General features: G+C 61.2%; 22 protein-coding genes. 8 read left to right on the forward strand and 14 right to left on the reverse strand.

Annotated features, from left to right (window positions below; genetic code table 11):
• The first annotated feature begins 6 nt into the window (after nt 1–6).
• From bamA to ACYVKQ_RS06110, 4 genes are all read left to right on the forward strand, one after another.
• The gene (bamA, locus tag ACYVKQ_RS06095; RefSeq protein WP_460576688.1) at nt 7–2,619 is read left to right on the forward strand and encodes a BamA/OMP85 family outer membrane protein; all 2,613 of its coding nucleotides are present in this window, start codon (nt 7–9) and stop codon (nt 2,617–2,619) included.
• Between the two features lie 36 nt (nt 2,620–2,655).
• Complete coding sequence (locus ACYVKQ_RS06100; protein ID WP_460576689.1) at nt 2,656–3,333, forward strand: OmpH/Skp family outer membrane protein; 678 nt, start codon at nt 2,656–2,658, stop codon at nt 3,331–3,333.
• 37 nt (nt 3,334–3,370) lie between these two features.
• Complete coding sequence (locus ACYVKQ_RS06105; protein ID WP_460576691.1) at nt 3,371–4,042, forward strand: OmpH/Skp family outer membrane protein; 672 nt, start codon at nt 3,371–3,373, stop codon at nt 4,040–4,042.
• Between the two features lie 81 nt (nt 4,043–4,123).
• Nucleotides 4,124–5,182, forward strand: coding sequence for an RluA family pseudouridine synthase (locus ACYVKQ_RS06110; RefSeq protein WP_460576693.1), 1,059 nt, complete (start codon nt 4,124–4,126; stop codon nt 5,180–5,182).
• Nucleotides 5,183–5,261: 79 nt separating this feature from the next.
• Here ACYVKQ_RS06110 and ACYVKQ_RS06115 read toward each other — a convergent pair whose 3' ends face one another.
• The 9 genes from ACYVKQ_RS06115 to mazG form a co-directional block, all read right to left on the reverse strand.
• Nucleotides 5,262–6,884, reverse strand: a complete 1,623-nt coding sequence (locus ACYVKQ_RS06115; RefSeq protein ID WP_460576695.1) for a tetratricopeptide repeat protein — start codon at nt 6,882–6,884, stop codon at nt 5,262–5,264.
• 56 nt (nt 6,885–6,940) lie between these two features.
• Nucleotides 6,941–7,921, reverse strand: a complete 981-nt coding sequence (locus ACYVKQ_RS06120; RefSeq protein ID WP_460576698.1) for a PstS family phosphate ABC transporter substrate-binding protein — start codon at nt 7,919–7,921, stop codon at nt 6,941–6,943.
• Nucleotides 7,908–8,159, reverse strand: a complete 252-nt coding sequence (locus ACYVKQ_RS06125) for a hypothetical protein (RefSeq protein WP_460576700.1) — start codon at nt 8,157–8,159, stop codon at nt 7,908–7,910. Before ACYVKQ_RS06125 ends, ACYVKQ_RS06120 begins: the two co-directional genes overlap by 14 nt.
• Nucleotides 8,160–8,350: 191 nt before the next feature.
• A complete protein-coding gene (locus tag ACYVKQ_RS06130; RefSeq protein WP_460576702.1) occupies nt 8,351–9,181 on the reverse strand; it encodes an energy transducer TonB in 831 nt (276 codons plus the stop codon).
• A gap of 230 nt (nt 9,182–9,411) precedes the next feature.
• Nucleotides 9,412–10,236 (reverse strand): energy transducer TonB, encoded by an 825-nt coding sequence (locus ACYVKQ_RS06135; RefSeq protein ID WP_460576703.1) that lies wholly within the window; start codon nt 10,234–10,236, stop codon nt 9,412–9,414.
• Nucleotides 10,233–10,691: an ExbD/TolR family protein gene (locus ACYVKQ_RS06140; RefSeq protein ID WP_460576705.1), complete on the reverse strand. Its 459-nt coding sequence runs from the start codon at nt 10,689–10,691 to the stop codon at nt 10,233–10,235. The genes ACYVKQ_RS06135 and ACYVKQ_RS06140 overlap by 4 nt, the downstream gene beginning before the upstream one ends.
• A gap of 66 nt (nt 10,692–10,757) precedes the next feature.
• Nucleotides 10,758–11,357: an ExbD/TolR family protein gene (locus ACYVKQ_RS06145; RefSeq protein ID WP_460576706.1), complete on the reverse strand. Its 600-nt coding sequence runs from the start codon at nt 11,355–11,357 to the stop codon at nt 10,758–10,760.
• Between the two features lie 80 nt (nt 11,358–11,437).
• Nucleotides 11,438–12,331, reverse strand: coding sequence for a MotA/TolQ/ExbB proton channel family protein (locus ACYVKQ_RS06150; RefSeq protein ID WP_460576707.1), 894 nt, complete (start codon nt 12,329–12,331; stop codon nt 11,438–11,440).
• Between the two features lie 269 nt (nt 12,332–12,600).
• Entirely contained in the window at nt 12,601–13,434 is an 834-nt protein-coding gene (mazG, locus tag ACYVKQ_RS06155; RefSeq protein WP_460576708.1) for a nucleoside triphosphate pyrophosphohydrolase, read from the reverse strand.
• A 108-nt stretch (nt 13,435–13,542) separates the two neighbouring features.
• On the opposite strand from mazG, the gene glmM reads away from it, so the two are divergent.
• On the forward strand, nt 13,543–14,937 hold the full coding sequence (gene glmM, locus ACYVKQ_RS06160) for a phosphohexomutase domain-containing protein (RefSeq protein WP_460576709.1): 1,395 nt from the start codon (nt 13,543–13,545) through the stop codon (nt 14,935–14,937).
• A gap of 226 nt (nt 14,938–15,163) precedes the next feature.
• On the forward strand, nt 15,164–16,327 hold the full coding sequence (locus ACYVKQ_RS06165) for a cysteine desulfurase family protein (RefSeq protein ID WP_460576711.1): 1,164 nt from the start codon (nt 15,164–15,166) through the stop codon (nt 16,325–16,327).
• 96 nt (nt 16,328–16,423) lie between these two features.
• On the opposite strand, the gene ACYVKQ_RS06170 is transcribed toward ACYVKQ_RS06165, so the two are convergent.
• On the reverse strand, nt 16,424–17,614 hold the full coding sequence (locus tag ACYVKQ_RS06170; RefSeq protein WP_460576713.1) for a hypothetical protein: 1,191 nt from the start codon (nt 17,612–17,614) through the stop codon (nt 16,424–16,426).
• Nucleotides 17,611–18,612 (reverse strand): DUF2157 domain-containing protein, encoded by a 1,002-nt coding sequence (locus tag ACYVKQ_RS06175; protein ID WP_460576715.1) that lies wholly within the window; start codon nt 18,610–18,612, stop codon nt 17,611–17,613. Before ACYVKQ_RS06175 ends, ACYVKQ_RS06170 begins: the two co-directional genes overlap by 4 nt.
• A 194-nt stretch (nt 18,613–18,806) precedes the next feature.
• Between ACYVKQ_RS06175 and ACYVKQ_RS06180 the strand changes: the two genes are divergently transcribed.
• Together ACYVKQ_RS06180 and ACYVKQ_RS06185 are read left to right on the forward strand one after the other, a co-directional pair.
• Nucleotides 18,807–19,490 carry a hypothetical protein gene (locus tag ACYVKQ_RS06180; RefSeq protein WP_460576717.1) on the forward strand — a complete coding sequence of 228 codons (684 nt, stop codon included), beginning with the start codon at nt 18,807–18,809 and terminating at the stop codon, nt 19,488–19,490.
• Between the two features lie 31 nt (nt 19,491–19,521).
• Nucleotides 19,522–20,052: a YlmC/YmxH family sporulation protein gene (locus tag ACYVKQ_RS06185; protein WP_460576719.1), complete on the forward strand. Its 531-nt coding sequence runs from the start codon at nt 19,522–19,524 to the stop codon at nt 20,050–20,052.
• A gap of 73 nt (nt 20,053–20,125) precedes the next feature.
• On the opposite strand, the gene ACYVKQ_RS06190 is transcribed toward ACYVKQ_RS06185, so the two are convergent.
• Genes ACYVKQ_RS06190 through ACYVKQ_RS06200 form a run of 3 tightly spaced genes read right to left on the reverse strand, consistent with a single transcriptional unit; the run spans nt 20,126 to nt 24,195 of the window.
• Nucleotides 20,126–21,643, reverse strand: a complete 1,518-nt coding sequence (locus tag ACYVKQ_RS06190) for a TSUP family transporter (RefSeq protein ID WP_460576721.1) — start codon at nt 21,641–21,643, stop codon at nt 20,126–20,128.
• 6 nt (nt 21,644–21,649) lie between these two features.
• A complete protein-coding gene (locus ACYVKQ_RS06195; protein WP_460576723.1) occupies nt 21,650–23,353 on the reverse strand; it encodes an assimilatory sulfite reductase (NADPH) hemoprotein subunit in 1,704 nt (567 codons plus the stop codon).
• A gap of 56 nt (nt 23,354–23,409) precedes the next feature.
• Nucleotides 23,410–24,195 carry a DUF2490 domain-containing protein gene (locus ACYVKQ_RS06200; RefSeq protein WP_460576724.1) on the reverse strand — a complete coding sequence of 262 codons (786 nt, stop codon included), beginning with the start codon at nt 24,193–24,195 and terminating at the stop codon, nt 23,410–23,412.
• Nucleotides 24,196–24,232 lie beyond the last annotated feature (37 nt).

Below are 24,232 nucleotides of genomic sequence, written 5' to 3' on the forward strand. Positions count from 1 at the left end.
TCTTCGATGAATTCTTTTCTCCCTCGGCTTCGCGGCACCCTGCTGACGGGGCTGCTGCTGGGACTGACGGCCGGTTCACTCCGGGCGCAAACCACGCCGCCGGCCGGCACTTCGGGCCAGGAGCCGCCGCGCTACGAAATCGGTGGTATTACCATCAGCGGTATTCGGTACCTCGATGCCAATACCATGGTGGGCCTGACCGGCTTGAAGGTGGGTGACCCCGTCTCGCTGCCGGGCGAGGAAATCGGGCGCGCCATTCGCCGCCTCTGGGACCAAGGCATTCTGGGCGACGTGAACGTGGTGGTGGAGCGCATCGAGGGCAACCGTGTGTTCCTGGACTTCCAGCTGAAGGAGCGTCCGCGTCTTTCCAAGATTTTCTTCACCAGCATCAGCAAGACGCAGGCCGACGAGCTGCGCAACAAGGTGAAGATTGTGCGCGGCAAGGTGGTGACCGATGCCCTGCTCAGCAACACCCGGCAGGCCGTACGCAAGTACTACACCGACAAGGGCTTCATGAACGTGAAGGTGAACATCACGCAGGAGCCGGACTCGACGCTGCCCAACAGCGTGGAGCTGGTCATCGACGTGAAGAAGGGCGACAAGGTCCGCATCTCCGACATCAGCTTCGTCGGCAACGAGGCCATCAAGGAGGGCAAGTTGAAGGGGAAGATGAAGAAGACCAAGGAAAAGAAGTCGTACAAGTTCTTGAACTCCGGCAAGTTCAACAAGTCCGACTTTGAAGACGACAAGCAGAAGGTCATCGACTTCTACAACGCGCAGGGCTACCGCGACGCCATCATCACGGGCGATTCGCTGGTGACCGTGCAGGACGAGTATTCCTACCGCTGGCTGGGTACGGAGAACGGGAAGTTTGGCATTCACAAAGCCACGGTACGCGAAGCCGATAAGCTGACGCTGCGCATTTTCGTGGACGAGGGGCCGAAATACTACTTCCGCAACGTGACGTGGAACGGCAACTATCTGTACGACGACCGGACGCTGTCTTCGGTGCTCGGCATCAAGAAGGGCGACACGTACAGCAAGGAGTCGCTGGACAAGCGCCTGAACTACAACCCAACCGGGCAGGACGTAACGTCGCTCTACATGAACGACGGCTACCTGTTCTTCTCCATCGATCCGGTGGAAACGCGGGTGGAAGGCGACTCGATTGACATCGAGATGCGCATCTCCGAAGGCGTACAGGCCCGCATCAAGGAAGTCAACATTGCCGGCAACACCAAGACCTCGGACCACGTGATCCGCCGGGAATTGCGCACGCTGCCGGGCGACAAGTTCAACCGCGAGTTGCTGATCCGCTCCCAGCGAGAAATTTCCTCGCTGGGCTACTTTGACCCGGAGAAAGTCGGCCTGAATCCCGTGCCCAATCCGGCCGACGGGACCGTGGACATCAATTACACCGTCTCAGAAAAGCCTTCCGATCAGATTACGCTGTCGGGCGGCTGGGGTGGCTTTGCGGGCTTTATCGGTACGGTGGGCTTGGTGTTCAACAACTTCTCCATGCGCAAGGCCGGCGACCTGCGCAACTGGCGCCCGGTGCCGGGCGGTGACGGGCAGCGCCTGGCGCTGAACATCCAGGCCAACGGCCTGCAGTTCCAGTCGTACTCGCTTTCCTTCACGGAGCCGTGGCTGGGCGGCCGCAAGCCCAATTCGCTGACCGTGAGCCTGAACAAGAGCATTCAGCGCTACTCCACTGGCGGAGCGCTCGACGCCGACGCCATTCGCAATGGCAGCTTCATCAAGGTGAACAGCGCTTCGGTTGGTCTGGGGCGTCGCCTGCGTTGGCCCGATGATTACTTCACGCTCAGCAACAGCCTCTCGTTTAGCCAGTACAAGCTGAAGGATTATCCTTATTTCAGCGGCTTCAGCACGGGTACGGCCAACAACATTACCTTCAACACGACGCTGGCGCGGAACAGCACCGACAATCCAACCTTTACCCGTCGTGGTTCTGCCCTGTCCTTGTCGCTTAACCTGACGCCGCCGTACTCGGTGTTCAAGGGAGCCCATCCGAACGTAAACGAGTGGGTAGAATTCCACAAGTGGATGTTTGACGCCTCGTGGTTTACGCCGCTGGGCAACAAGCTGGTGCTGAACACGCGCGCCCACTTCGGCTTTATCGGGCGCTACAACAAAAGCCGGGGCTACGGCCCGTTTGAGCGCTTTAAGCTCGGTGGCGCCGGTTTGGGTTTTGGCGGGGCGTCCAACTTCTTGGTGGGTACGGAATTCGTGGGCTTGCGCGGCTACGACGACCCCAACGACCAGTTTGCTATTCCGACGGCCCGGCAGAACGAAAGCGGTGGCATTGCCTTCAACAAGTACGTGATGGAACTGCGGTATCCGGTGTCGCTGAACCCGGCGGCTACGGTATACGTGCTGAGCTTCGCCGAAGCGGGCAACGCGTTCGACAACTACAACCAGTACAATCCCTTCAAGCTGTACCGCTCGGCGGGTGTAGGGGCGCGTATCTTCATGTCGGCGTTCGGCCTGCTTGGTTTCGACTACGGGTATGGCTTCGACAACGTGCCGGTACCGCTGGGAGCGGCGGGCAAACAAGACCGCAGCAAGTTCCACTTCATCATCGGTCAGCAAATCCGCTAAGGCACCAAACAGCCGGTGGCCGGCGTTCAGTAGGATATGAAACGACTATTGTTTGCGCTGCCCGTGCTGTGGCTGGCGCTGCTGCCCTCCCTGGCGTGGGCCCAGAAGTTTGGCTACGTCGACTCGGAGTTTGTCATGAGTAAATTGCCGGCTTATGCGCAAGCGCAGCAGGAACTGAACACGCTTTCGCTGGCTTGGCAGAAAGAGGTGGAAGTGCAGAAGAAGGACATCGACCGCCTGTACCGCACTTACCAGGCCGAAGAAGTGCTACTGACCGAGCCGATGAAAAAGAAGCGGCAGGACGAGATTCTGAAGAAGGAGCAGGACGCCAAGGCGTACCAGAACAAGATGTTCGGCTACGAAGGCATGCTCTTCAAAAAGCGGCAGGAACTGACCAAGCCTATTCAGGACCAAGTATTCGAAGCGGTGGAAAAGGTGGCCAAGAAAAAGCAGCTGGCCATTGTTTTCGACAAATCCGGCGACGTGACCATGCTGTATACCAACCCCGCACACGACTACACGGAATTTGTATTGGAAGAATTAGGTTTAGCTTCTGAAGACCGTAACCAACCTGGCCCGAAAGGTGCAGTGCGTACGGTAACCCCGCCTCAGACGCCCGCTGACCCGGAGTTTGGGGACGAACAACCCGCCGCCAAACCGGCCCCGGCCACCAAGGGCAAGCAGCTTTCCAAGCCGGGTGCGCGGAATAATTAACTTTGTGCTTCTCAACCTTCCTGACATTTTTCGCTCAATGACCCTGACCCGCAAGTTTCGCCTCGTGCTGGCCGCCGCGGCCCTGACGCTGACCGCCGCTCCCGCCGCCCTGGCCCAAACTGCTCCGGCTACCACTGCTGCGACCGGCGCGCTGAAAATCGGCTACACCAACGTCGATTATGTTATCAGCCAGATGCCCGAAAGCAAGCAGATAGAGTCGCAGCTGAAAGATTACAGCACGCAGCTTAAAAACCAGCTCGACGCGAAGGTGGCCGACTTCCAGAAAAAGGCCAAGGACTATCAGGACAACGGCGCCAAGATGGCTGACCCCATCCGGGCCGACCGGGAAAAGGAGTTGCAGAACCTGCAGAGCTCCATCCAAGAGTTTCAGCAGAACGCCGAGCAGTCCGTACAGCAGCGTCAGCAGACCCTGCTGAAGCCGGTGTACGACAAGCTGCAAAAGACCATTGACGTGGTAGCCGATAAAAACGGCTACACCTACGTGTTCAACTCCGACGCCGGCTTTGGCACGACGCCCATTCTGCTGCACGGCCCGAAAGACGGCGACATTTCGGACCTCGTCCTGAAAGAAATGGGCGTAACGCCCGGCCAGAACAACGCTCCGGCTCCCAGCGCCAAGCCTGCTACCACGCCGGCTCCCGCTACGCCTGCAGCCCAGACTGGCAAAACCAAAGTGAAGAAGAAGTAAATTCAGCTCCTGAGATTCCCGAAAGCCGGGGCCTGCACGCAGGCCCCGGCTTTCGTATTTTTGCGCGACTACCCTACCACAATGCACGAACTCGACCCTGACCTGCTGCCCGAAGATACGGCGGGGCTTGCCGAAGAAGACGAATTGTTCGAGCATCACCGCATTCAGGCGGATGGCCGGCAGGAACCCATGCGGCTCGACAAATTCCTGCTCAACCGCCTGCCCAACGTGTCGCGCACCAAGGTGCAGGCCGGTATTGAGGCCGAGGCGGTGCAGGTCAATGGCAAACCCGCCAAGTCCAGCTACAAGGTGAAGCCGGGCGACGTGGTAACGGTGGTGTTGCCCGAGCCTCCGCGGGAGGATAAAGTGGTGCCCGAGCAGATGTCACTGGACATCCGCTACGAGGACGACCAACTGCTGATGGTAAACAAGCCCGCTGGCATGGTTGTACATCCCGCCTACGGCAACTGGAACGGCACATTGGTAAATGGTCTGGCCTGGCACCTGCAGAACCTGCCAACGGGCCGCAACGGCGATATCCGGCCGGGGCTGATTCACCGCATCGACAAGGATACTTCCGGCCTGCTTGTCATCGGTAAAACCGAGTGGGCCATGACCCACCTTTCCAACCAATTCTTCTACCATACCATCGAGCGAACGTACCTAGCTCTGGTGTGGGGCACGCCGAAAGAAGCCAGCGGCACCATCCGGGGCAACATCGGCCGGCACCCCAAAGACCGGAAGCTCATGACGGTGTTTCCGGAAGGCAGCGCCGAAGGCAAGCACGCAGTGACGCATTACCGCGTGCTGCAGAGCTTTGGGCCGGTTGCGCTGGTGCAATGCAACTTGGAAACCGGGCGCACTCATCAGATCCGGGCGCACATGAAGCACATCGGCCACCCGCTCTTTGCCGACGCAGCCTACGGGGGGGACCGAATCCTGTATGGGCAACGCACAGGCTCTTACAAGAGCTTTGTGGAAAACACGTTTGACATCATCCCGCGACAGGCTTTGCACGCCAAATCACTGGGTTTTATTCACCCTGCTACCGGAGCACAGATGCAATTTGAGGTAGAACTACCTGAGGATTTCCGCACTGCACTCACGCGCTGGGAACGATACGCTACTCAGCCCAACTAGATGATGTATCCAGGAAGGCCACAAAAAAGCCCGCTACGAAAACGTAGCGGGCTTTTTTAATTCTGGGTGGCCTCGACAATTATTTCTTCGTGGTGCCTTTTGGAGCGGGCTTAGCGGCGGCCTTTCCTTTGCCGGTGATTTCCCCAATAGCCGTGGTGGCTTGGGCGTCACCGGGGTTCAGGGCCAGCGCCTGCTGCCAATAGGGCAACGAAGCTTGCTTGTCGCCTTTCTGGTAGTAGTAGTAGCCAAGATACTTGTAGGCTTCTACCAGACCGTCCTTGTTCTTAGCCGGGTCAGCCTTGGCCATGTCTACGTATTTCTCATAGTGCGGCTTGGCGAGGCCCTGCTTGCTTTCCGGGTCCAGGTTGGCGTTGGCCCGGGCGCGCATCTGGTAGCCCGGCAAGTAGTCCGGTTTCTCCGTCACCACAATGCCGTAGAGGCTATCGGCTTTGGCATACTGCTTGTTCATCTCGTAAGCCCGGCCCAAGTAGATGTTATCGGCGCGGGTACCCTTGCCGGCCTTCATAATGGCCGTGTAGGTACGGATGGCGCCGGGGTAGTCTTTCTTGAGTAGGTAAGCCTGAGCCAAGTCGTGCTGCAGGTCCACGGCTTTGGCCGGGTCAGCCTTGATGGCTTTTTCGATGATGGCAATACCTTCATCCGAGCGGCCCGCTTTCGTCAGGATTTTGCCCTGGTACACGTAGTCGTCGGTGATGACTTTTTCAGCCGGCGCCATTTTCATGTACTTATCCATTGCCGCCACTGCCTGGTCGTTCTGACCGGTTTCGAACAACGTGTAAGCACGCAGACGATTCATGGTCAAGTTGCTGGGGTCTTTGGCCAGCACCTCATCAATCTGCGTCAGGGCCTCGGCATATTTCTTGTTCAGGTACAGGAAAGCTGCGTAAGTCGCCTGCGTGTTGGGCGTCTTCTCCGACATATCCGTGTACTGCTTCATCGTCTGCGACGCCTGGTCGTACTGGCCAGCGTAGTAGTACATTTCAGCCATGTCGCGGTATACCGGGGCATAGTTCGAGTTCATGCTCGTCACCTTGCCAAAGTTGGCCAGCGCTTCCTGACCGTTACGCGAACGGACGTTTAGCTGCCCCTTGCGGTAATAGGCCAGCGTGTAGCCAGCGTCAGCCGCCAGCGCACGGTCATAGGCATTCATGGCGTCACCGCCGCCGTTGTCGCGCTTCTGGTGCATGTCGCCCAGGTACACAAGCCAAGCCGGATCATCCTTCTTGTTCAGCTTCAGGGCCTGATTAATAGCATCAATGCCCTTCTGGTTGTCCTTTATGCCCGACTCAGCGTAAGCCTGACCAATGGCTGCAAACACCTTGGCATCTTTGCTCTTCGTGGCTTTGATGGCCGCGTCAAACTGAATGTCGGCTTCCACTTTCTTGCCTTGCGCCAATAGCGCCCGGCCCGACGAAACCATGGCTAGCGGAAAGCGCACGTCTTTCGAAGCCATGTTGAAGAAGTAAGCGGCCGAGTCGGCCTTCTCTTGCTTCTGGTACAAACGGCCCAACTCAAACGCGGCTTCGGCGTTCGACTGGCTGGGCAGCAGCTGGCGCTTGGCCTCGCTGTAGCGCTCCAGTTCGATGGCTTGGCGAGCGGCCGGCAGGTTTTGAGCAAACACGGCCGAACCGGCGAGCGAAAAAGCAGCGAGGAGCGTGAGCTTCCAGGGCTTATTGGTCATGAGGTAAGGGTAAGTGAAAAAAGAGTGAGAGACAATGTCAACGAGCCGGTTCGCCGTTATTGGCTATCGGCTTGCACCAAGCGGACCTGACCCGTAGCGGGCATCAGCCCGGACTTCAGGAAGATCAGCTGTCCTTGGTTGCCCGCAACGAAGGATGCAAACCCGGTGCCAAGTCCAGTGCGCGCCTCGCGGCTGATGACGAACAGCTTCCGCCGCAAGGGATATTCCTGGGTGGCCAGGTACGCCTGGTACGGCTTCACGTAGTCGCTGGGCTTTTGTGGTGCAGGAACCTTGCCGATGGCGGCAACCTGCACCTTGCGCAAAAAGCTCTGCACCTGCGCGTCATCCTGGTCGCTGATCCAATTAACACCGATTACGCCAATTGCGTTCGGATGGGTAGCAACGTAATCGATGAGTTTAGGGTTCGATTCGCTCGCAAACACCCCCTGCGCCAGGGCCTCTCCCCGGGTCACGGAGTCCTGCACATAGCGCGTGGTGCTGGAGTTATTCTGGTCGAAAACGGCGTTGATAGCGCCCAGTTTCGACGCTTTGCCGCTTACCTGCGACCATTGCTTGGTGGCACCGGTAAAAATGTCGCGCAGCTGCTTTAGGGTTAGCAGTGAGTCCGGGTTCGAGGGGTGAAGGATGATGGCCACACCATCGGTCGCAACGTGCGTGGTGCGCGGCACAATCTTCAGTTGATCAAACACCGCCTGCTCGTTGGGCTTCAGCCCGCGGGCAATGATGATGGCCCGTACCTTGTCGTCGAGCAGATCCTTCATGGCCTCTCGCTCGGGCTTATAGGCCGCCTGCACGTGGGCGTACTGGTAAAGCTTCTGGAACGTATCGACGTGCGACTTCAGAATGGGCTCGAAGGTGTTGTCGATGCTGACTTTGATCGTGCCGCTGGTAGGCGTATCACTGTCCGACTCCGCAGTTGAGGAAGCATTGTTGCCACCGCAACCGCCCAACAGCAGGGTGGCTCCCAGAGCCAGCGTCGCCCCCAGGGCGCGCGAAGGTGCACTAAAGCGTGTCATGTCGTTTGCGGAAATGCTGGCGGAAGGCGCGAACAAATCTAAGTAATCCGTACAGGATGAAAAGGCCACCCACAATTCGCCGCGTCGTGAGGGCCAGGGCGAAGATGCCCGGGGGGGCCGCAATCAGAAAGGCCCCGAGGCCAATGTATACCAGCGCCATCAGCATCGTGAAATAGCGCATGGTGGTGCGCTGTCCCCGACGGCTGTTGACGCGCTCATCCGCGTTTGAATCAAGCATAGCTCAAGAGGTTGAAGCTGCAGAAACGTCAGCTATTTCTTAACGCGTAAAAGTAGAACGTTTGTTCGCTGCATTACGGCAATCCGATGTTTGAGGTCACGAAAAAAAGACAAAAGCCCGTCCGAGCGAAGGGCTCAGGCGGGCTTTGCCGCATGTAGAATGCAAATATGGGATGGGCGGGGATGGTTTGTCTAGTGCGAGAAGCGGAAGGTAATCGGCAAGGTGTAGCGCACGGCTACTGGGTGCCCGTTCTGCTCACCGGCCTGCCAGCGGGGCATGTTGCGCACCACCCGCAAAGCCTCCTCATCGGTACCTGAGCCCAGGCCCTTGATGACTTCGACATCTACGATATCACCGGTTGCGCTGACGGTGAAGGCAACGTATACCTTTCCTTCTACTTGGTCACGCAGGGCGCGAGCAGGGTAGTGCATGTTGCGCCGCAAATACTGCAACATAGCCTCTTGGCCTCCCACAAATTCCGGCATGTGTTCCACGGACAGGAATACTTCCGGCTTGGCGGCCGGGGCTGCCGGTCCCGTCCCGGCACCTGGAGTGAGGCCGGTGCCCGGCAGATTTACCGTCCCATCGACCGGCACAGTGCCGGTCCCGACGGAGGGAGTCGTGCTGGGCATGGCATCAAGGGGTTCTACGGCGGGAACTGCCTGCGGCTTGGCCTGCTCGTTTGGCACCACACGCGTAGGCACGTGGTAAGTAGCCATGGGCTTGGCGGTTGACGCCACCGGCGTAGCTGCTTCCGGTTTGGGTTCCTCGACTTTAAACGTCACATCGGTGAACTCAACCTCCTTGCTTGGCAGGACAGGCGGCGCAGCAGGGGCGGGCATGAATAGCCGAGTTACCATGGGTGCCGCCGCCAGCAGGGCAAACAACAGCAGCGCAATGGTCAGCGCGCGCCGAACGTGCACGGGGTAGTTCCGGCGTAAATCGAAGGCGCCGTAGGCTTTGTTACGCCCTTCGAAGAGCATTTCGTCGAAGGAGGACGGGCGGAGTTGCAACGGAGTCATGGCGAGTATGGGATTAAGTGAACGGTAATGCTTGCTCTTCCCAGGTCTGGTTCTGCTCCACAGGGTTCCAACTCGTCACGGCCTGGCCTTCACCCGCAAAACGTACCCTCTTTGACGGGTGGTATGGGCACCTGCTGAAAAATTCTGTATGAGCCCAAAAAACAAAACCCCGAACTGAGCAGCGCTCAGTTCGGGGTTTTGATGGTTGATTGCGAGGCAGTCAGGCAGCCTTACTTGATGGTGAAGGTCACCGGGACGGTGTAAGACACGCTCACGGCACGGCCGTTCTGCTTGCCCGGGGCCCAGGCCGGCATTTTGCTGATTACGCGAACGGCTTCTTCGTCGCAACCGGCACCAATGCCCTTGGTAACTTTCACATCCGTGATTTGGCCACCAGGACCAACCACGAAGTTTACGAACACCTTGCCTTCTACCTGGTTGCGCAGGGCCAGCGCCGGGTACTTGATGTTTTTACCGAGGTATTGCATCAGGCCTTCCATGCCACCGGGGGGCTGAGGCATCTGTTCTACGTACGTGTAGACCTTCTGCTCTACCACCTCTGCTACGGCTTCGTTTTTCTCGTCGCCGAGGCCGCTCAGGTCAATGGGGTTGTTGGTGTTGCCTTCCACCGTTGCGGTGGCTACCACTTTGTCCTCGAGTTCCTCCTGATCCGGGATTTCCTCCACTTTGCGCACTTCCTCGTCTTTCTTCACGACGGGCGGAGTGAACTTGATGGTCGAAAGCTTGGGGGGAGGGGGCGGCGGAGCCGTGGGGGGAGGGGGAGGAGGTGGCGGCTCGGTTTTATCCAAGGGCGGGGCCTCCAGCACCACTTCCGTGTCGAGTTTGGGCTTGGCCACATCTTCTTTCGGCGTGAGCAGACGGGCCAGTAGCGGACCGCCGATCATCAAGGCGAAGAAGATGATGGCGACCAGGAATGCCCGCGTTACGTGCTTGCCGTACAGCCTGCGCAATACGTATGCTCCGTAAGCTTTGTTCCGGCCCTCAAAGACGATGTCTTCGAAGGATGCCCGTGCCAGTTGGGCGTTGTCCATCATAAGCCAGAAGATTTAATAAGGGTTTCGTCATCGGCTGAGATGTCCACCAAGGCGTATTTCTTCTGCCCGGTGATGGTCATTTCGTCCAAGATGTCCACCATGTTCTTGTAGTTCGCCTTGTCAGCAGCCTTGATCATCACTACCGTCGACGGACGCGAGGCGCGGCGCTGGAGCAGCACTTGGCGGATGCCCGTAGCCGTATAATCCGTCGGCTGCAGCTTCGTGGTAGCGGCATCCAGCAAGCCTTCGTAATAGAAGATCTTGTTGTTCTCGCCCAGCAGAATCGTGAAGGCGTCTGAGGCTTTCAGTTCGTTCTGCTCGTCTTCCTGCTTAGGCTTGACGGGCATCGAAATCTGCATCACTTTCGGCTTGGCGAAAGTCGTGGTGAGCATGAAGAAGGTCAGGAGCAGGAAGGCCAGGTCCACCATCGGGGTCATGTCGATTTTGGTCGACATTTTCTTGGCCCGCTTCTTCCCTCCTTTACCGGAATCGGCCTGTTGTTGAATTTCTGCCATGGTCGATTAGTTGCTAGCCACCGGCTTGTTTTCCAAGTCGGTGATGAGATAGAAACGGTTGAGGTTCTTCTCCTGCAGAATCTTGATGACGTTCTTCACCGTCGGCACATCGGCCGCGCCGTCGCCCTTGATGGCGATGTACGGCGCCGTGCCGAGCACGTTGATGTTGGCGCTCCGCGAAGCCATTACCCACTCGGCCAGCTGGTTGTTCAGCGAGTCGATCGGAATACCGGGCTGGTTTACCTGCTTGCGCTGGTCAGCGGGCAGATTGAGGTAGGCACCCAGCTGCTGCGCTGGCAGACCGAAGTCCGGCAACAAGGCAAACTGCTTTTTCTGCTTGTCCGAGAAGCTTTGGCCATACTTGGCGCCCACTTGCTCCAGGGCTTTCATTTTGACCTGTTGCGACTCGGTGCTGAAAAAGACGCGCTTGTTCTTGTCGATGGAAATCGTCAAAACGCCTTTGTCCGGCAGTTGTCGGTCCGACGTGGACGACGGAGTGTCCACCACCACGGCCGTGTCTTCCGTCGGCGTTGCGGTGAGCATGAAGAAGGTCACCAGCAAGAAGGCCAAGTCTACCATCGGGGTCATGTCCAACGATGGCGACACTCTATGAGGTTTTACTTTGGGCATTTCTGGCTAGTCAAAGGTTTCTTTGATTCAGTAACGTACGGCGTTGCGCGATTAGTTTACGCTACCGGTGCGTTTTGGACGCCGTTGTCGCCGTGCTGCGAGGCGAAGGTCTGAATGATGGAGAAACCAGCTTCGTCGATGCTGTAGGTCAGCTCGTCAATCTTGCTCGTGAAGAAGTTGTAGGCAATGATGGCAATGGCCGACGTCAAGATACCCAGAGCGGTGTTGATCAGAGCTTCCGAAATACCGTTGGCCAGACCTACGGCGTCCGGAGCACCGGCGTTAGCCAGAGCGGCGAAGGCGTTGATCATACCGAATACGGTACCGAGCAGACCTACCAGGGTAGCCACCGAAGCCAGGGTAGAGATGATAACCAAGTTCTTCTCCAGCATCGGCAGTTCCAGGGCGGTCGATTCTTCGATTTCCTTCTGGATGGCGAGGATCTTCTGGTCTTTGTCCATGCCCCGCTCGCGGGCCATTTCCTGGTACTTCAGCAGGCCCGACTTCACGACGTTGGCTACCGAACCTTTCTGCTGGTCGCAGGCGGCAATGGCGCCGGTGATGTCGTTCACGTTCAGCTTCTGGCGCACGGTGCGTACAAAGCTCTCGATGCTCTTCGAGCCTTTGGCGCGGCCGATGGTCAGGAAACGCTCAATCGAGAAGGTAATCACGATGAGGAACATGGACATCAGGATCGGTACGATTACACCGCCTTTGTACACAATGCCGAGGTAGTCGCCGGGCAGGGGGTTGTTATGGTTGTTGTTGCCTTGGAAGTGGCTGGGGTCACCCATGACAAATTTCCATACAAGGTAGCTTACGACGAGGGCCAGCGGAATAACGATAGCGGCCAATGCCGAACCGCCTTTAGCTTCGCCAGTCTTCGGCGCGGCAGGAGCGGCAGGCCGGGGAGCCGTAGCCGGCTTGTTCGTGGCATTCTTTTGTTCCATTGTTCCGGAGATTAAGGGAAAGAGTTGGTTGGTGAAAAAGGTTGACTTGGGTTGGAAAGTGGTTGAAACAACCGAAAGGCCTAAGACGGCGGAGCCCCGCTCACCCTCACAGCTGGCTCAGGAAAAGAAGCCAAAACTATGGGTCTGCTCGTGGGCGGGGCCTTCGTTCGTAGTAGGTCTATCCTTGGCAAACCTAAACAAAAGGCTTGGCGCCGCCAAATTAAAATAGGGCCTAAAGCGTTTAAAACGCTATGCCCCCCGAAAAAAGGCTATTTTGTAGGGTGGGGGTTAGTACCGTCCAAAGGCAAGTGTTTGGCAGCGTTCCAGTATTGATCCATCTCGGGCAGCGTCAGATCGGCAAGGCGCCGACCCGAGCGCGCCACTTCGGTCTCCAAGTAACGGAAGCGGTGGATGAACTTCCGGTTGGTCTGCTCCAGGGCCTCTTCGGGGTTGATGCCGGCGAAGCGGGCGAAGTTGACGAGCGAAAACAGCAGGTCGCCGAACTCCGCTGCGGCGCGGGCCGGGTCCACCACGTCGCCGTCGCGGAACTCAGCGCCGAATTCGGCCAACTCTTCCTGAACTTTAGCCCATACCTGCGCCTTTTCTTCCCAATCGAAGCCGGCACCGCGCGCTTTCTCCTGAATGCGCATGGCTTTGACGAGGGCCGGCAGTGAAACTGGTACGCCGCCGAGCACCGAATCGTTGCCTTTCTCTTTGAGTTTCAACTGCTCCCAGTTGCGCTTGACCTGTTCTTCGGTTTCTGCCTGCACATCGCCGTAGATGTGGGGGTGGCGGTGAATAAGCTTTTCGCACTGAGCATTAAGCACATCGGCGATGTCGAAGCGGCCCTGCTCACTGGCAATCTTGGCGTAGAATACCAGATGCAGCATCACGTCGCCCAGTTCCTTCTGCACGTCGTTCAGGTCGTCGCGCAGGATGGCGTCGGCCAGTTCGTAGGTTTCCTCGATGGTCAGATGCCGGAGCGTCTGCAGGGTCTGTTTCCGGTCCCAGGGGCATTCGGCCCGCAGGCGGTCCAGCACATCCAGTAAGCGGCCGAAGGCAGCCAGTTGATCGGGGCGGCGGCCGGGGGTGTTGTACTCCATTGTCTCAAATATACGAGGCAAGCTAAAAACGAAAGCCACTGCTAGGGCACCCGTATGCCGGCCACCGGGGATTCGCTACTTTTGCGCCCTGAAAAACTAACTTGGCTTGTGGCACTAATCAAATCCATCTCGGGCATTCGGGGCACTATTGGCGGCGCAGCGGGAGAGGCTCTTACTCCCATCGACGTGGTAAAGTTCACGGCGGCCTACGGCACGTGGATGCTGACGCAGACGCAAAACCGCACGGTGGTGGTGGGGCGCGACGCGCGCATCTCCGGCGACATGGTCAGCAAACTCGTCATTGGCACCCTGCAGGGCCTTGGCATCGACGTCGTGGATCTGGGCCTCTCGACCACGCCGACCGTGGAAATGGCCGTGCCGGCGCGCAAGGCCGGGGGCGGCATCATCCTCACCGCTTCGCACAACCCCAAGCAGTGGAATGCGCTGAAGCTGCTCAACGACAAAGGGGAGTTTATCTCCGATGCCGAGGGCAAACGCGTGCTGGAGCTGGCCGAGCAGGAAGCATTCGATTTCGCGCAGGTAACCGCCCTGGGGCAGGTACGCACCGATGATGCGGCCCTGCAAAAGCACATCGACGCCATTCTGGCGCTGCCGTTGGTGGACGTGGAGGCCATTAAGGCCAAAAACTTCCGCGTGGTGGTCGATGCCGTGAACTCCTCGGGCGGCCTGGCCGTGCCCATGCTGCTGGAGGCCTTGGGCGTGACGACGGTGGAAAAGCTCTTTTGCGAGCCGACCGGAGACTTTGCCCACAACCCCGAGCCGCTGCCCGAGAACCTGCGCGACATTGCCAAGGTGCTTGAAAAAGGCTCGTTTGACCTCGGCATCGTGGTGGACCCCGACGTGGACCGCCTGGCCCTGATCAACGAGGACGGCACCATGTTCGGCGAGGAATACACGCTGGTAGCGGTAGCTGACTACATCCTGCAGGCGCAGGGCGGCGGTAATACCGTGAGCAACCTGAGCAGCACCCGCGCCCTGCGCGACGTGACCGAGAAGCACGGCGGCAGCTACGCCGCGGCGGCCGTGGGCGAGGTAAACGTGGTGACCATGATGAAGCAGACCAACGCCGTGATTGGCGGCGAGGGCAACGGCGGCATCATTTACCCCGAGCTGCACTACGGGCGCGACGCGCTGGTGGGTATTGCGCTGTTTCTGACGCATCTGGCCAAGTCGGGCAAGACGATGACGCGCCTGCGGGCCTCATACCCGAGCTACTTCATCTCCAAGAACAAGATCGAGTTGACGCCCGACATCAACACCGACCAAGTGCTGGCGCTGATGGAGAAACGCTACGCCAAGCAGCCGGTGAATACCATCGACGGGGTGAAAATCGAGTTCGACAAGGAGTGGGTGCACCTGCGCAAGTCGAATACCGAGCCCATCATCCGCATCTACGCCGAGTCGGACTCGAACGCAACGGCCGACCACCTGGCGCAGAAAATCATCGGCGACATCAAGGAAATTATTTCGGCGAAAGGCTAATTCCGCTTTTTACCGTCCGGCTCCGCGATTGGTGAATTTGCCAGCGAATCCGGGCAATCAACGCTGCCGCGCCACGGTCCCTGGGCCGTGGCGCGGCCGTTTTTAGCAGCTTCGGGCTGATCATTATAGGTTTGGCGCTATGCTTGGGCGGCCACCGCCGGCGCTTCGACGACCGGGATATGGTCAATCCGTTATTTTTGCAGTCCATCCCTGAACGCGCTAGCGTATGACGCCGATCCACCCCACGACTTCGGTTTACTTCGACAACGCCGCCACCACGCCCCTCGACCCGGAAGTGCTGGACGCCATGCTGCCCTTCCTGCGGGAGCATTTCGGCAACCCCAGTTCCATCCACAGTCACGGCCGAAAGGTGCGCGCCGCCATCGAAAATGCCCGCAAGACCATTGCCCACCTGATTGGCGCCGCGCCGGCCGAAATCAGCTTTACCTCGGGCGGGACGGAGGCCGACAACTACGCCGCGTTCGGCTCTATTCGTACCCTGGGGCTGAAGCACGCCATTACCTCCAAGCTGGAGCACCACGCCGTGCTGCATACCCTGCAGGCGCTGGAAAAAAGCGGCGAGGTGCAGCTGAGCTACGTGCGCTTTGATGAGCGCGGCCGCCTGGACCTGGAGCACCTCGACGAGCTGCTCGGCTCCCACACGCGCTCCTTCGTGAGCCTGATGCACGCCAACAACGAAATTGGTAACCTGAACGACATTGAGGCCATTGGGGCGCTGTGTCGGCAGCACGGGGCCATCTTCCACACCGATACGGTGCAGACGATGGGCCACTACCGCCACAACGTGCAGCAACTGCAAAACCACTTCCTGGTGGGCTCGGCGCACAAGTTTCACGGGCCGAAGGGCGCGGGCTTTCTGTACACCAGCTCCGGCGTGCAGGTGCAGCCGCTCATCCACGGCGGCTCGCAGGAGCGCAACGTGCGCGCCGGCACCGAAAACGTGTACGGCATCGTGGGGCTGGCCAAGGCGCTGGAAATTGCCTACCGCGACATGGATCAGCACCAGCAGTACATCCAGGGGTTGAAAGACCGGTTTATCGAGAAGCTGCGGGCCGAAATCGAGGATGTGCAGTTCAATGGGCTGTCGGCCGAGGCTGAGCAGAGCCTATACACGGTGCTGAGCGTGAGCCTGCCGCCGTCGGATATGAACGAGATGCTGCTGTTCAACCTGGATATCAACCACGTATCGGCCTCGGGTGGCTCGGCCTGCACCAGCGGGTCCAACATCGGCTCGCACGTGCTGACGGCCCTGGGCTGCGACCCGGCCCGCGGTGCCATCCGCTTCTCCATGAGTAAGTACAACACGGCCGAGGAAGTCGATTACGCCGTGGCGCAGCTGGCCAAGATGTACCGCAAGGTACCGGCTTAGCCCAACGGGGTGAGCCAGCAACAGCCCGGCGTGCAGCTTGCACGCCGGGCTGTTGCTTGTGGCAGAAAGGCCTCTGGGCCCGTGGGGTACCAGGTATTAGTAGCTGCCGGTGGCGCCGCCCCCGCCGGAATGCCCGCCGCCGAATTCGACCCCTGCGGGCGTGGCCGCCGTGGGGGCGGCGTGAGCGGTCTGCGCCACAATCAGCGACTCCAGGTTCAGGTGCTGGGGCGTGGCTTCGTCGGCGGCAGAGGTAAGGCCGTGGCGGCCGTGGCGCAAATAGCGGGTGGCCCACACGGCGAAGGCAATCAGCGCGGTACCGACCAGCACGGCCGCCGTTTCGAGGGGGAGCAGGCTGCGGTAGTGCCGCAACGTGTACACGGAGAAAGCCGCCGTCAGCAGGCCCAGCCACAGCCAGATACGATCGGGGCGGCGCAGGCCCTGCACCAAGTACAGCACCGGAATGCCGGCGGTGGTCAGGTAAAACAGCGGCGCCAGCGGAATCTGGCCGGAGGTGCCAGTACCGAGCAGAGCGGCGTTGCCTTCGCGCACCACCAAGTAATTAACCGCGAGGTAAGCCGTGCCGAGCGCCAGCGCCTTGAGCACGATCAGGCAGCGGCGGTAGTAGAATTGCCGGGGCTGTTGCAGCAAGCGAACCACCGCGGCGTACGTTCCGGCCGAAGCCAGTAGCAGCACGAAGGGCAACACCAGCGGCCCGAACGGGAGCAGCAGGGTGGTGTTGGCAAGGGTCAGCAGGACCGCCAGCAGGGCTGTGGCCGCCACCAGACGGTCGGTGTAGCGCAGCGTGGCCAGCAGCAGCACGCCCACGGCAGGTAGGAGCACCAGCAGCAGGCGCGCGCTGCCAAAGTCGGACCCGGAAGTGCCGGCCGGTGCCCAAGCCTCAAACACCACGTAGCCGATGAGGACGATGAGGCCCAGCAGCTCCAGGTACAGCAGGGCGTTGTCGGCGCCAGAGTGATACAGCCGCTTGTTGCGGATGGTGGTTTCCAGCATTACGCCGCCGATCAGCAGGGAAATGATCAACGTGCCGAGGAAGTTGAAGCCGAACATGGTGCCTACCAGCCCCACGCCGGCCAGCGCCCCGAGCGTGGTAAAAAGGAACAGCCCAATGCGCACGAACACCGGCGGGCGGTAGAAATCGAGTGGATGAGCCGCCTGAATCTCCGCTAGCTGCTGCGCGGAGAGCAGGCCGCGCCGATGCCAACGGGTGGCCGCCGCGTGCACGGCCTCGTGGTGCGGCCAGTCAGGGTTATAAGCGTAAAGGCTCATCGCAGACGCAGGATTTTCTTGATGTTCAACAGGAAGAGCACCACGCCGACGGCCGACAGCGGAAAATACAGAACCACCAACCCGAAATCATCTCCCGCCCCGTCGAGCAGCTGGAAGAACAGGTAGGTGACGACCACGTAGGCGTAGCCTACGCCCATCAGTAGGAACAGGTAGGAGTGCGTGCGCCGGGCGTACCACACCAGCGCCGCGCACACCAGCAGAATCAGCGGCACGAGCACCAGCGGCGGGAAGGCTTCGGCGCCGGGCGTGAAGTCGAGCAGGGCCGCCGTGGCCGCGATAAGCAACAGGTTGCTGCCCAGCGAGAGGTAGGTGAAGCCGAAGTGCGCCTTGCGCCGGTACTGTTCCGAGAACAGACCGGCCAGCATCAGCCCCAGGCCCAGCACAATGGCGGCCGTGCTCAGGTGCGAGTGCCAGAAATCATTGGCCGAAAACGCCGATACCGGCTGCACCGTCACGCCCACCCACGAGGCCAGCGCCGTAACGGCCATGGCCAGCACGCCGCGGTGGTCGAAGAGATAGGCCAGCGGAAAAAACAGCAGTGCGGGCAGCAGCGTGGCTAGGCCGTAACGGGTGCCGAACAGTTGGTACTGCACCTGCAGGTAGGTTTCCAGCGTGACGAAGAGCAGGCAGCCGAGCAGCAGGCTGTAGTCGGGTAGAAAGCCGGCCCGGGACGCCTCCTGCCAGGTGAAAGGCTGCCGGTGGCGCAGGGCGTAGCCCAGGCAGGCCAGCATCAGCAGGGCAACGCCGGCTACCACCACCCCGTGGCCGATGTCGTCGAGGTGCTGGTAGATGAGCACGCCCAGGCCCCCGCTCAGCGCCACGATGCCCACGTACAGCAGCAGGCGCAGCTCGTAGTGCAGCGACAGGGGCCGGGTGGCTTCGTCCTGGCGGATCAGGTCAGCTTGCGCGGGCGGCAACAGCTCACGGGCCTGCAGGTCGGCGAGGATGGACTCGGATAAGGTAGTGCGGGGCGGCATGCGACGGCAATACGGAATGTAGCGGCGGCAAGTAATGCTTCTGCCGGCATACTTAGGCGTGACGTCGTCGGCCGGCCCGGGTACCCAAGCCCGCTCCGCCGACGCTTCGGCGGCACAAATAGCGTTCGGCCTATCTATTTTGGGGCCGGCTGCGTATGGCAAGCCCAGAAGATTTGCTTACCCGACTCCCCATTATGGCCGAAATCAACATCCAACGCAAAAAGAAATCCTTTAGCCCGTGGCCGCTGATTGTGGCGGTACTGGTGGTGCTGGCGCTGGGCATCTGGTACCTGGTGAGCCGCGACAGCGGCAGCGCGCCGGCCGAGCCGGTACCCGCCGAAGCCCCCGCCGCCGGGGCGGCCGCCGTGCCCGGCGGCCCAACCGATACCACCGGGCAGGCCACCGACGCGGCAGCGCCCACCGGCGACCCGTCGGTAGGAGCCCTGGCCAACGAGGCCAGCCCGGAAACCGGCACCGACCCCGCCGATTTTTACGCCTTCGTGGCCGACGACCCGAGCAGCAGCACCTACGCCCGTCGTGGCCTGCTCCTGCTCAGCAACGTGCTGGTGAGCATGGCCGACCGCTCGGACCTGCGCAACGCCGCCGTGGAAGAAAAGCGCAACGACCTGACCAGCGCCACCAGCCGCGTGGGCGACGGCGGCTCCTTGCGGCCCGGGTTCGTGGCGGCCGCCGAGCTGATGCAGGAGATGCAGCGCCGCGGCTACAGCACCGTGGAAAGCGACGTCAAAGCCCTGGTGGAGCAGGCCAACCAGCTCAGCGGGCGCACCGCCACGCCGGCCGAGCAGCAGGCCCTGCAGGATTTCTTCCTACAAGCGGCCAACGTACTGCGCGTGCTCGAAAAGCCCGTTTCCGCGTAAGGGCACCCACTAACACTCCCGACCAACCAGCATGGAACCGACTCCCATACCCAGCTCCGAAGGCATGCACCTGGTGCGCCTGCGCGACCTGCGCGATTTTGAAGTAGCCGACAGCAGCCCCGACGTGCGCGGCTGGAACGTGCGCGGCGCCGATGGCAAGCGGTTTGGCGACGTGTACGAGCTCATTGTGGAGCCCGACGCGCTGAAAGTGCGCTACCTCGACGTAGAGCTGGACGCCGCCCTGCACATCAACAAGCACGAGCGCCACATCCTGATTCCCATCGGGGCGGCGGCCCTCGACGACGACGGTGACAACGTGTTTGTGCCGGCCCTCACCAGCGAATCGGTGCTAAACTACCCGCCCTACCAGGAAATCAGCATCAGCCGCGACTACGAGGAAGCCATGCTGCGCGCCCTGAGCCTGCCCGTGCCGGTGCGCGACGGCAGCCCCTTCTACGAGCAGCCCGTGTACAGCGAGGATTACTTCTACCGCAACCGCCGCCCCGCCGAGCTGCCCAGCTCTTTTCGCCGCCGCCCGGAAGGCAATGAGCCAATAGCCTAGCGCATTCAGACTACAGCCGAACGCCCCGCCGAGCTAACTCGGCAGGGCGTTCGGCTGTAGGAGCAAACCCGGCTTAGAAGAACACTTTGCGCAGCGCCCAAAGGCTCCAGATAATGACCATGGTGCCCACGCCCAGGAACATGAAGCGGGTGGAAATACGGCCGGCCAAGCGGGCCGCAAACGGCGCGGCTGCCACGCCGCCCACGATCAGGCCGAGCACCACCTGCCAGTGCGAAATGCCGATGGTGGCGAAGAAGGTGAGGGCGCTGGCAAAGGTCACGAAGAACTCCGTCAGGCTCACCGAGCCGATGACGTACTGCGGCGTGCGCCCCTGCGAGATGAGCGTGCTGGTGACCAGTGGGCCCCAGCCGCCGCCGCCAAACGAATCGAGGAAGCCGCCGGCGCCGGCCAGCCAGCCCACGTGCTTCACCTTGCGCTTGCGCAGATCGGTTTTGCGAAACGCGCGCGAGATAATGCGCACCCCGAGCAGCAGCAGGTAGCAGGCCAGCACGGGCTTCACGTAGCCGCTGTACTCCTCCCCAAGCTTCGAGAGCAGGTACGCCCCGCTGACCGCGCCCAGGATGCCCGGAATCAGCAGGGCCTTAAACAGGCGCCGGTTCACGTTGCCGAAGCGGTAGTGGTTGTAGCCCGAGGCGCCCGCGGCAAACATTTCGGCCGTGTGAATGCTGGCGCTGACCGCCGCGGGGTTGAGCCCCAAGGACATCAGGCTGATGGCCGTGACCACGCCGTAGCCCATGCCCAGCAGCCCGTCGACGAGCTGCGCGGCGAAGCCCACGGCCATGAAGATGTAAAACGTGCGGGCATTGCTCACCACGTCCCACACCTGCGGCCAGGTGTAGTAGATGGAGAGGATGTTGATGCCCAGCAGCAGGGCGAAGGCAAACAGGGAAAACGTGGCGATGCGCCGCCACATGGTCGTCTCGGGCGATTCGGCCAGCTCGGCCGTCACCTCGTTCAGCGACCGGACTTTCTGGGCGAAGTCGCCGGCCAGGCGGCCCCGGATGACGCTCATGTGCTGCAGCACCTCGTGCAGCTCGTCGGGCAGCACGTCGCTGAGCACGTCGCGCAGGCGCTTGGCCACCGTCGGCGACTTCCCGTTGGTGCTGATGGCCACTTTCAGGTCGCCCTTCTGCACGATGGAGCCGAGGTAAAAGTCGCACTCCGCGGGCGTGTCGGCCACGTTGGCCAGCAGGCCTTGGCCGGCCGCTTCCTGCTTGATGCGGCTGTTCAGGCCGCGGTCGTTGGTGGCAATGAGCACCAGGTCGTGGCCGATGAGGTCGGTGAGCTGGTAAGCGCGCTCGTGCAGCAGCACCGGCGGGTGCTGGGCGGCCAGCGTGCGGATTTCGGGGGAAATCTGCTCACTCACCACGGTGATGGCCGCCTGCGGGCTGTTGCGCAGCATGGCGGTGAGCTTCTCCAGGCCCACGGCCCCGCCGCCAACGAGCAACACCCGCAGCTGCTCCAGCTTCAGGAAAACGGGGAAGAGGGCATTGGTGCTGGCCGTGGCCGCCCCGGCCGGTGGGCCGGTCGCAGCGGACTGAACCGAAGCGGGAAGAGCGGATGAGTTCATACGAGCTCAGGCGTGGAAGTTTTGGCCGTGGGTAGTGGGGCGGACGTAGCCCTGGCGGACCACGAAGTCGCCAAAGCGTTCGGTGGGTTGGCGCTGCTGGGCGTAGGCGGCCAGCAGGGGCGTCAGCTCCCCGATGATGCCGTCTTCGTCCAACATCTCCCGGTAGAGCTTGTTCAGCCGCTCGCCGCTGTGGCTGGCGCCGAGGTAGAGGTTGTAGCGCCCGACGGCCTTGCCCACCAGCCCGATTTCGCCCAGGTAGGGGCGGGCGCAGCCGTTGGAGCAGCCGGTCATGCGGATCAGGATGCCTTCGTTGGCCAGGCCATGGGCCCGGATAACGGCGTCCAGCCGGTCGAGGAGTTGGGGAAGATAACGTTCGGCTTCGGCAAAAGCTAGCGAGCAGGTGTTCAAGGCCACGCAAGCCAACGCGCCCAGCCGCAAAGTCGTTCGCGCTATAGTCGGCCCGAGCACGCCGTACTGCGCCAGAATCTGCCCGACCCGGGCGCGGTGCGCGGGCTCGATGTTGGCAATGATCAGGTTCTGGTTGCCGGTCAGCCGGAACTCGCCGGTGTGGAAATCGGCCACTTCGCGCAGGGCCGTTTTGAGCTGCACGGCCGCGGTGTCCTTCACCCGGCCGCCTTCCACGAACAAACCCAGGTGCAGCTGGCCGTCGGGGCCCTGCACCCAGCCGAAATGGTCGCTCGACGTCTCGAAGCGGTAGGCGCGGGCGGGCTCCAGGGCGTAGCCGAGGCGCTGCTGCAGCTCGGCCACGAACACGGCCAAGCCCACGCGGTCGAGGGTGTACTTCAGGCGGGAAAACTTGCGGTTCTGCCGGTTGCCCCAGTCGCGCTGAATGGTCACAATTTTCTCGCACACGTCCACCACCTGGTGCGTGGGGACGAAACCGATAAGGTCGGCCAGGCGCGGGTATGTGTCGGGCATGCCGAAGGTCATGCCCATGCCGCCGCCCACCGCCACGTTGAAGCCCATCAGCTCCCCGTTCTGCTCGATGGCCACCAGGCCAATGTCGTTGGCGAAGATGTCGGTGTCGTTGTAGGGCGGCACGGCCAGGGCAATCTTGAACTTGCGCGGCAGATACGTCTTGCCGTAGATGGGCTCCGCGTCCTCGGCCGGCTCGGTCGTCAGGTGCTGCTCCCCATTGAGCCACAGCTCCCAGTAGGCGGTGGTTTGCGGCGTCAGGTGCGCGCTGATCTGCCGGCTAACCTCATACACCTGCGCGTGCAGCTGCGACTCGTGCGGATTAGCGCCGCACATCACGTTGCGGTTCACGTCGCCGCAGCCGGCTATACTGTCCATCAGCACTTGGTTGAAGCCCTGAATGGTCGGCTGCAGGTTGCGCTTGAGCACGCCGTGCAGCTGAAAGGTCTGGCGCGTGGTCAGTTTTAGCGTGCCGTTGGCGTACTCGTTGGCGAGGTCGTCCATGCGCTGCCACTGCTGGGCCGAAGCCACGCCGCCGGGCACGCGCACCCGGATCATAAAGGAGTAGAGCGGCTCCAGCTTCTGGCGTTTCCGCTCGCTTTCCAGGTCGCGGTCGGTTTGCTGGTAGGAGCCGTGAAACTTGATCAGGTGGGTGTCGTCGGGGTACAGCGCGCCCGTGATGGGGTTCTGCACGCTCTGGCGCAAGGTGCCGCGCAGGTAGTTGCTGGCGTCCTTGACGTGCTCGACTTCGGAAAGCAGGGGCTTGTCGGTCATATCGGTGGGCGGAAGCGGGTTCCGCAGGCGGTGAACGGGGGTAGGGGAAGCGCGGCTCAGGTGCCGACCGGCGCGGCCGCCGGAGCGGTGGGGGGCGCCGGAGCTGGCGTGGGCCGGAAGTCCAGGTTGTGGAAGTAAAAAACCCGGATGGTGTGCTGGTTGCGGTAAGTGCTGCCGGCCGGCAGCTGCTGAAACAGGTGCATGTAGCCGGCGTGCAACTGGGCGTGCTTGTTGAGCTGGTACACCACACCGGCAAAGGCCCGGTTCTGGTCGAAGTAGTTGTAGCGCACTTCCTTGCCCAGGTTGACCATCAGCTCGTTGTTCAGCAGCAGCTGCAGGCCGCCGGGCTCGAACTTGCGCCGGGTCAGGGGCACGAACAGGGCCAGGTTGTAGCGGGTGCGCCAGTTGAAGTCAAACTCGTCGGTGGCTTCGTTGCCCGCAATGCGGCGCCGAAACCGCTCCTCCAGCCGCACCCACTGCATCAGCCGGGCTTGCGGAAACTTGGCAAACCACTGCACCTGCTGCCAGGGCCGGTGTTCGGCCTGCGCGATGGGGCGGGCGCCATCGGGGAAGTGGTGCACGTAGGCGTAGCCCCCGGTCAGGCGCACGTCGTCGGTGAGGTAGTAGGTCAGGCCCAGGCGCGCTACCCCCTGAAACTTTGCCCGCACAAAGTGGTCGTGCAGGCGCAAGTGCAGGTCGGTCCAGGTGCCCCAGCGCGGCGAGAAGCGCGTCTGGTTGAACACACCGAGCCAGGTTTGCTGCTCGCGCACAAACTGTTTCTGCGCCCGCGCGACCGGGGCCGACAGCAGCAGAAGGGCAAGGGGAAGCGTGAAGCGTTTCATGGTTCGTTTGCTCAGGATGACAAGCTGAATGGGCTAA

Source organism: Hymenobacter coalescens, from assembly GCF_054783195.1.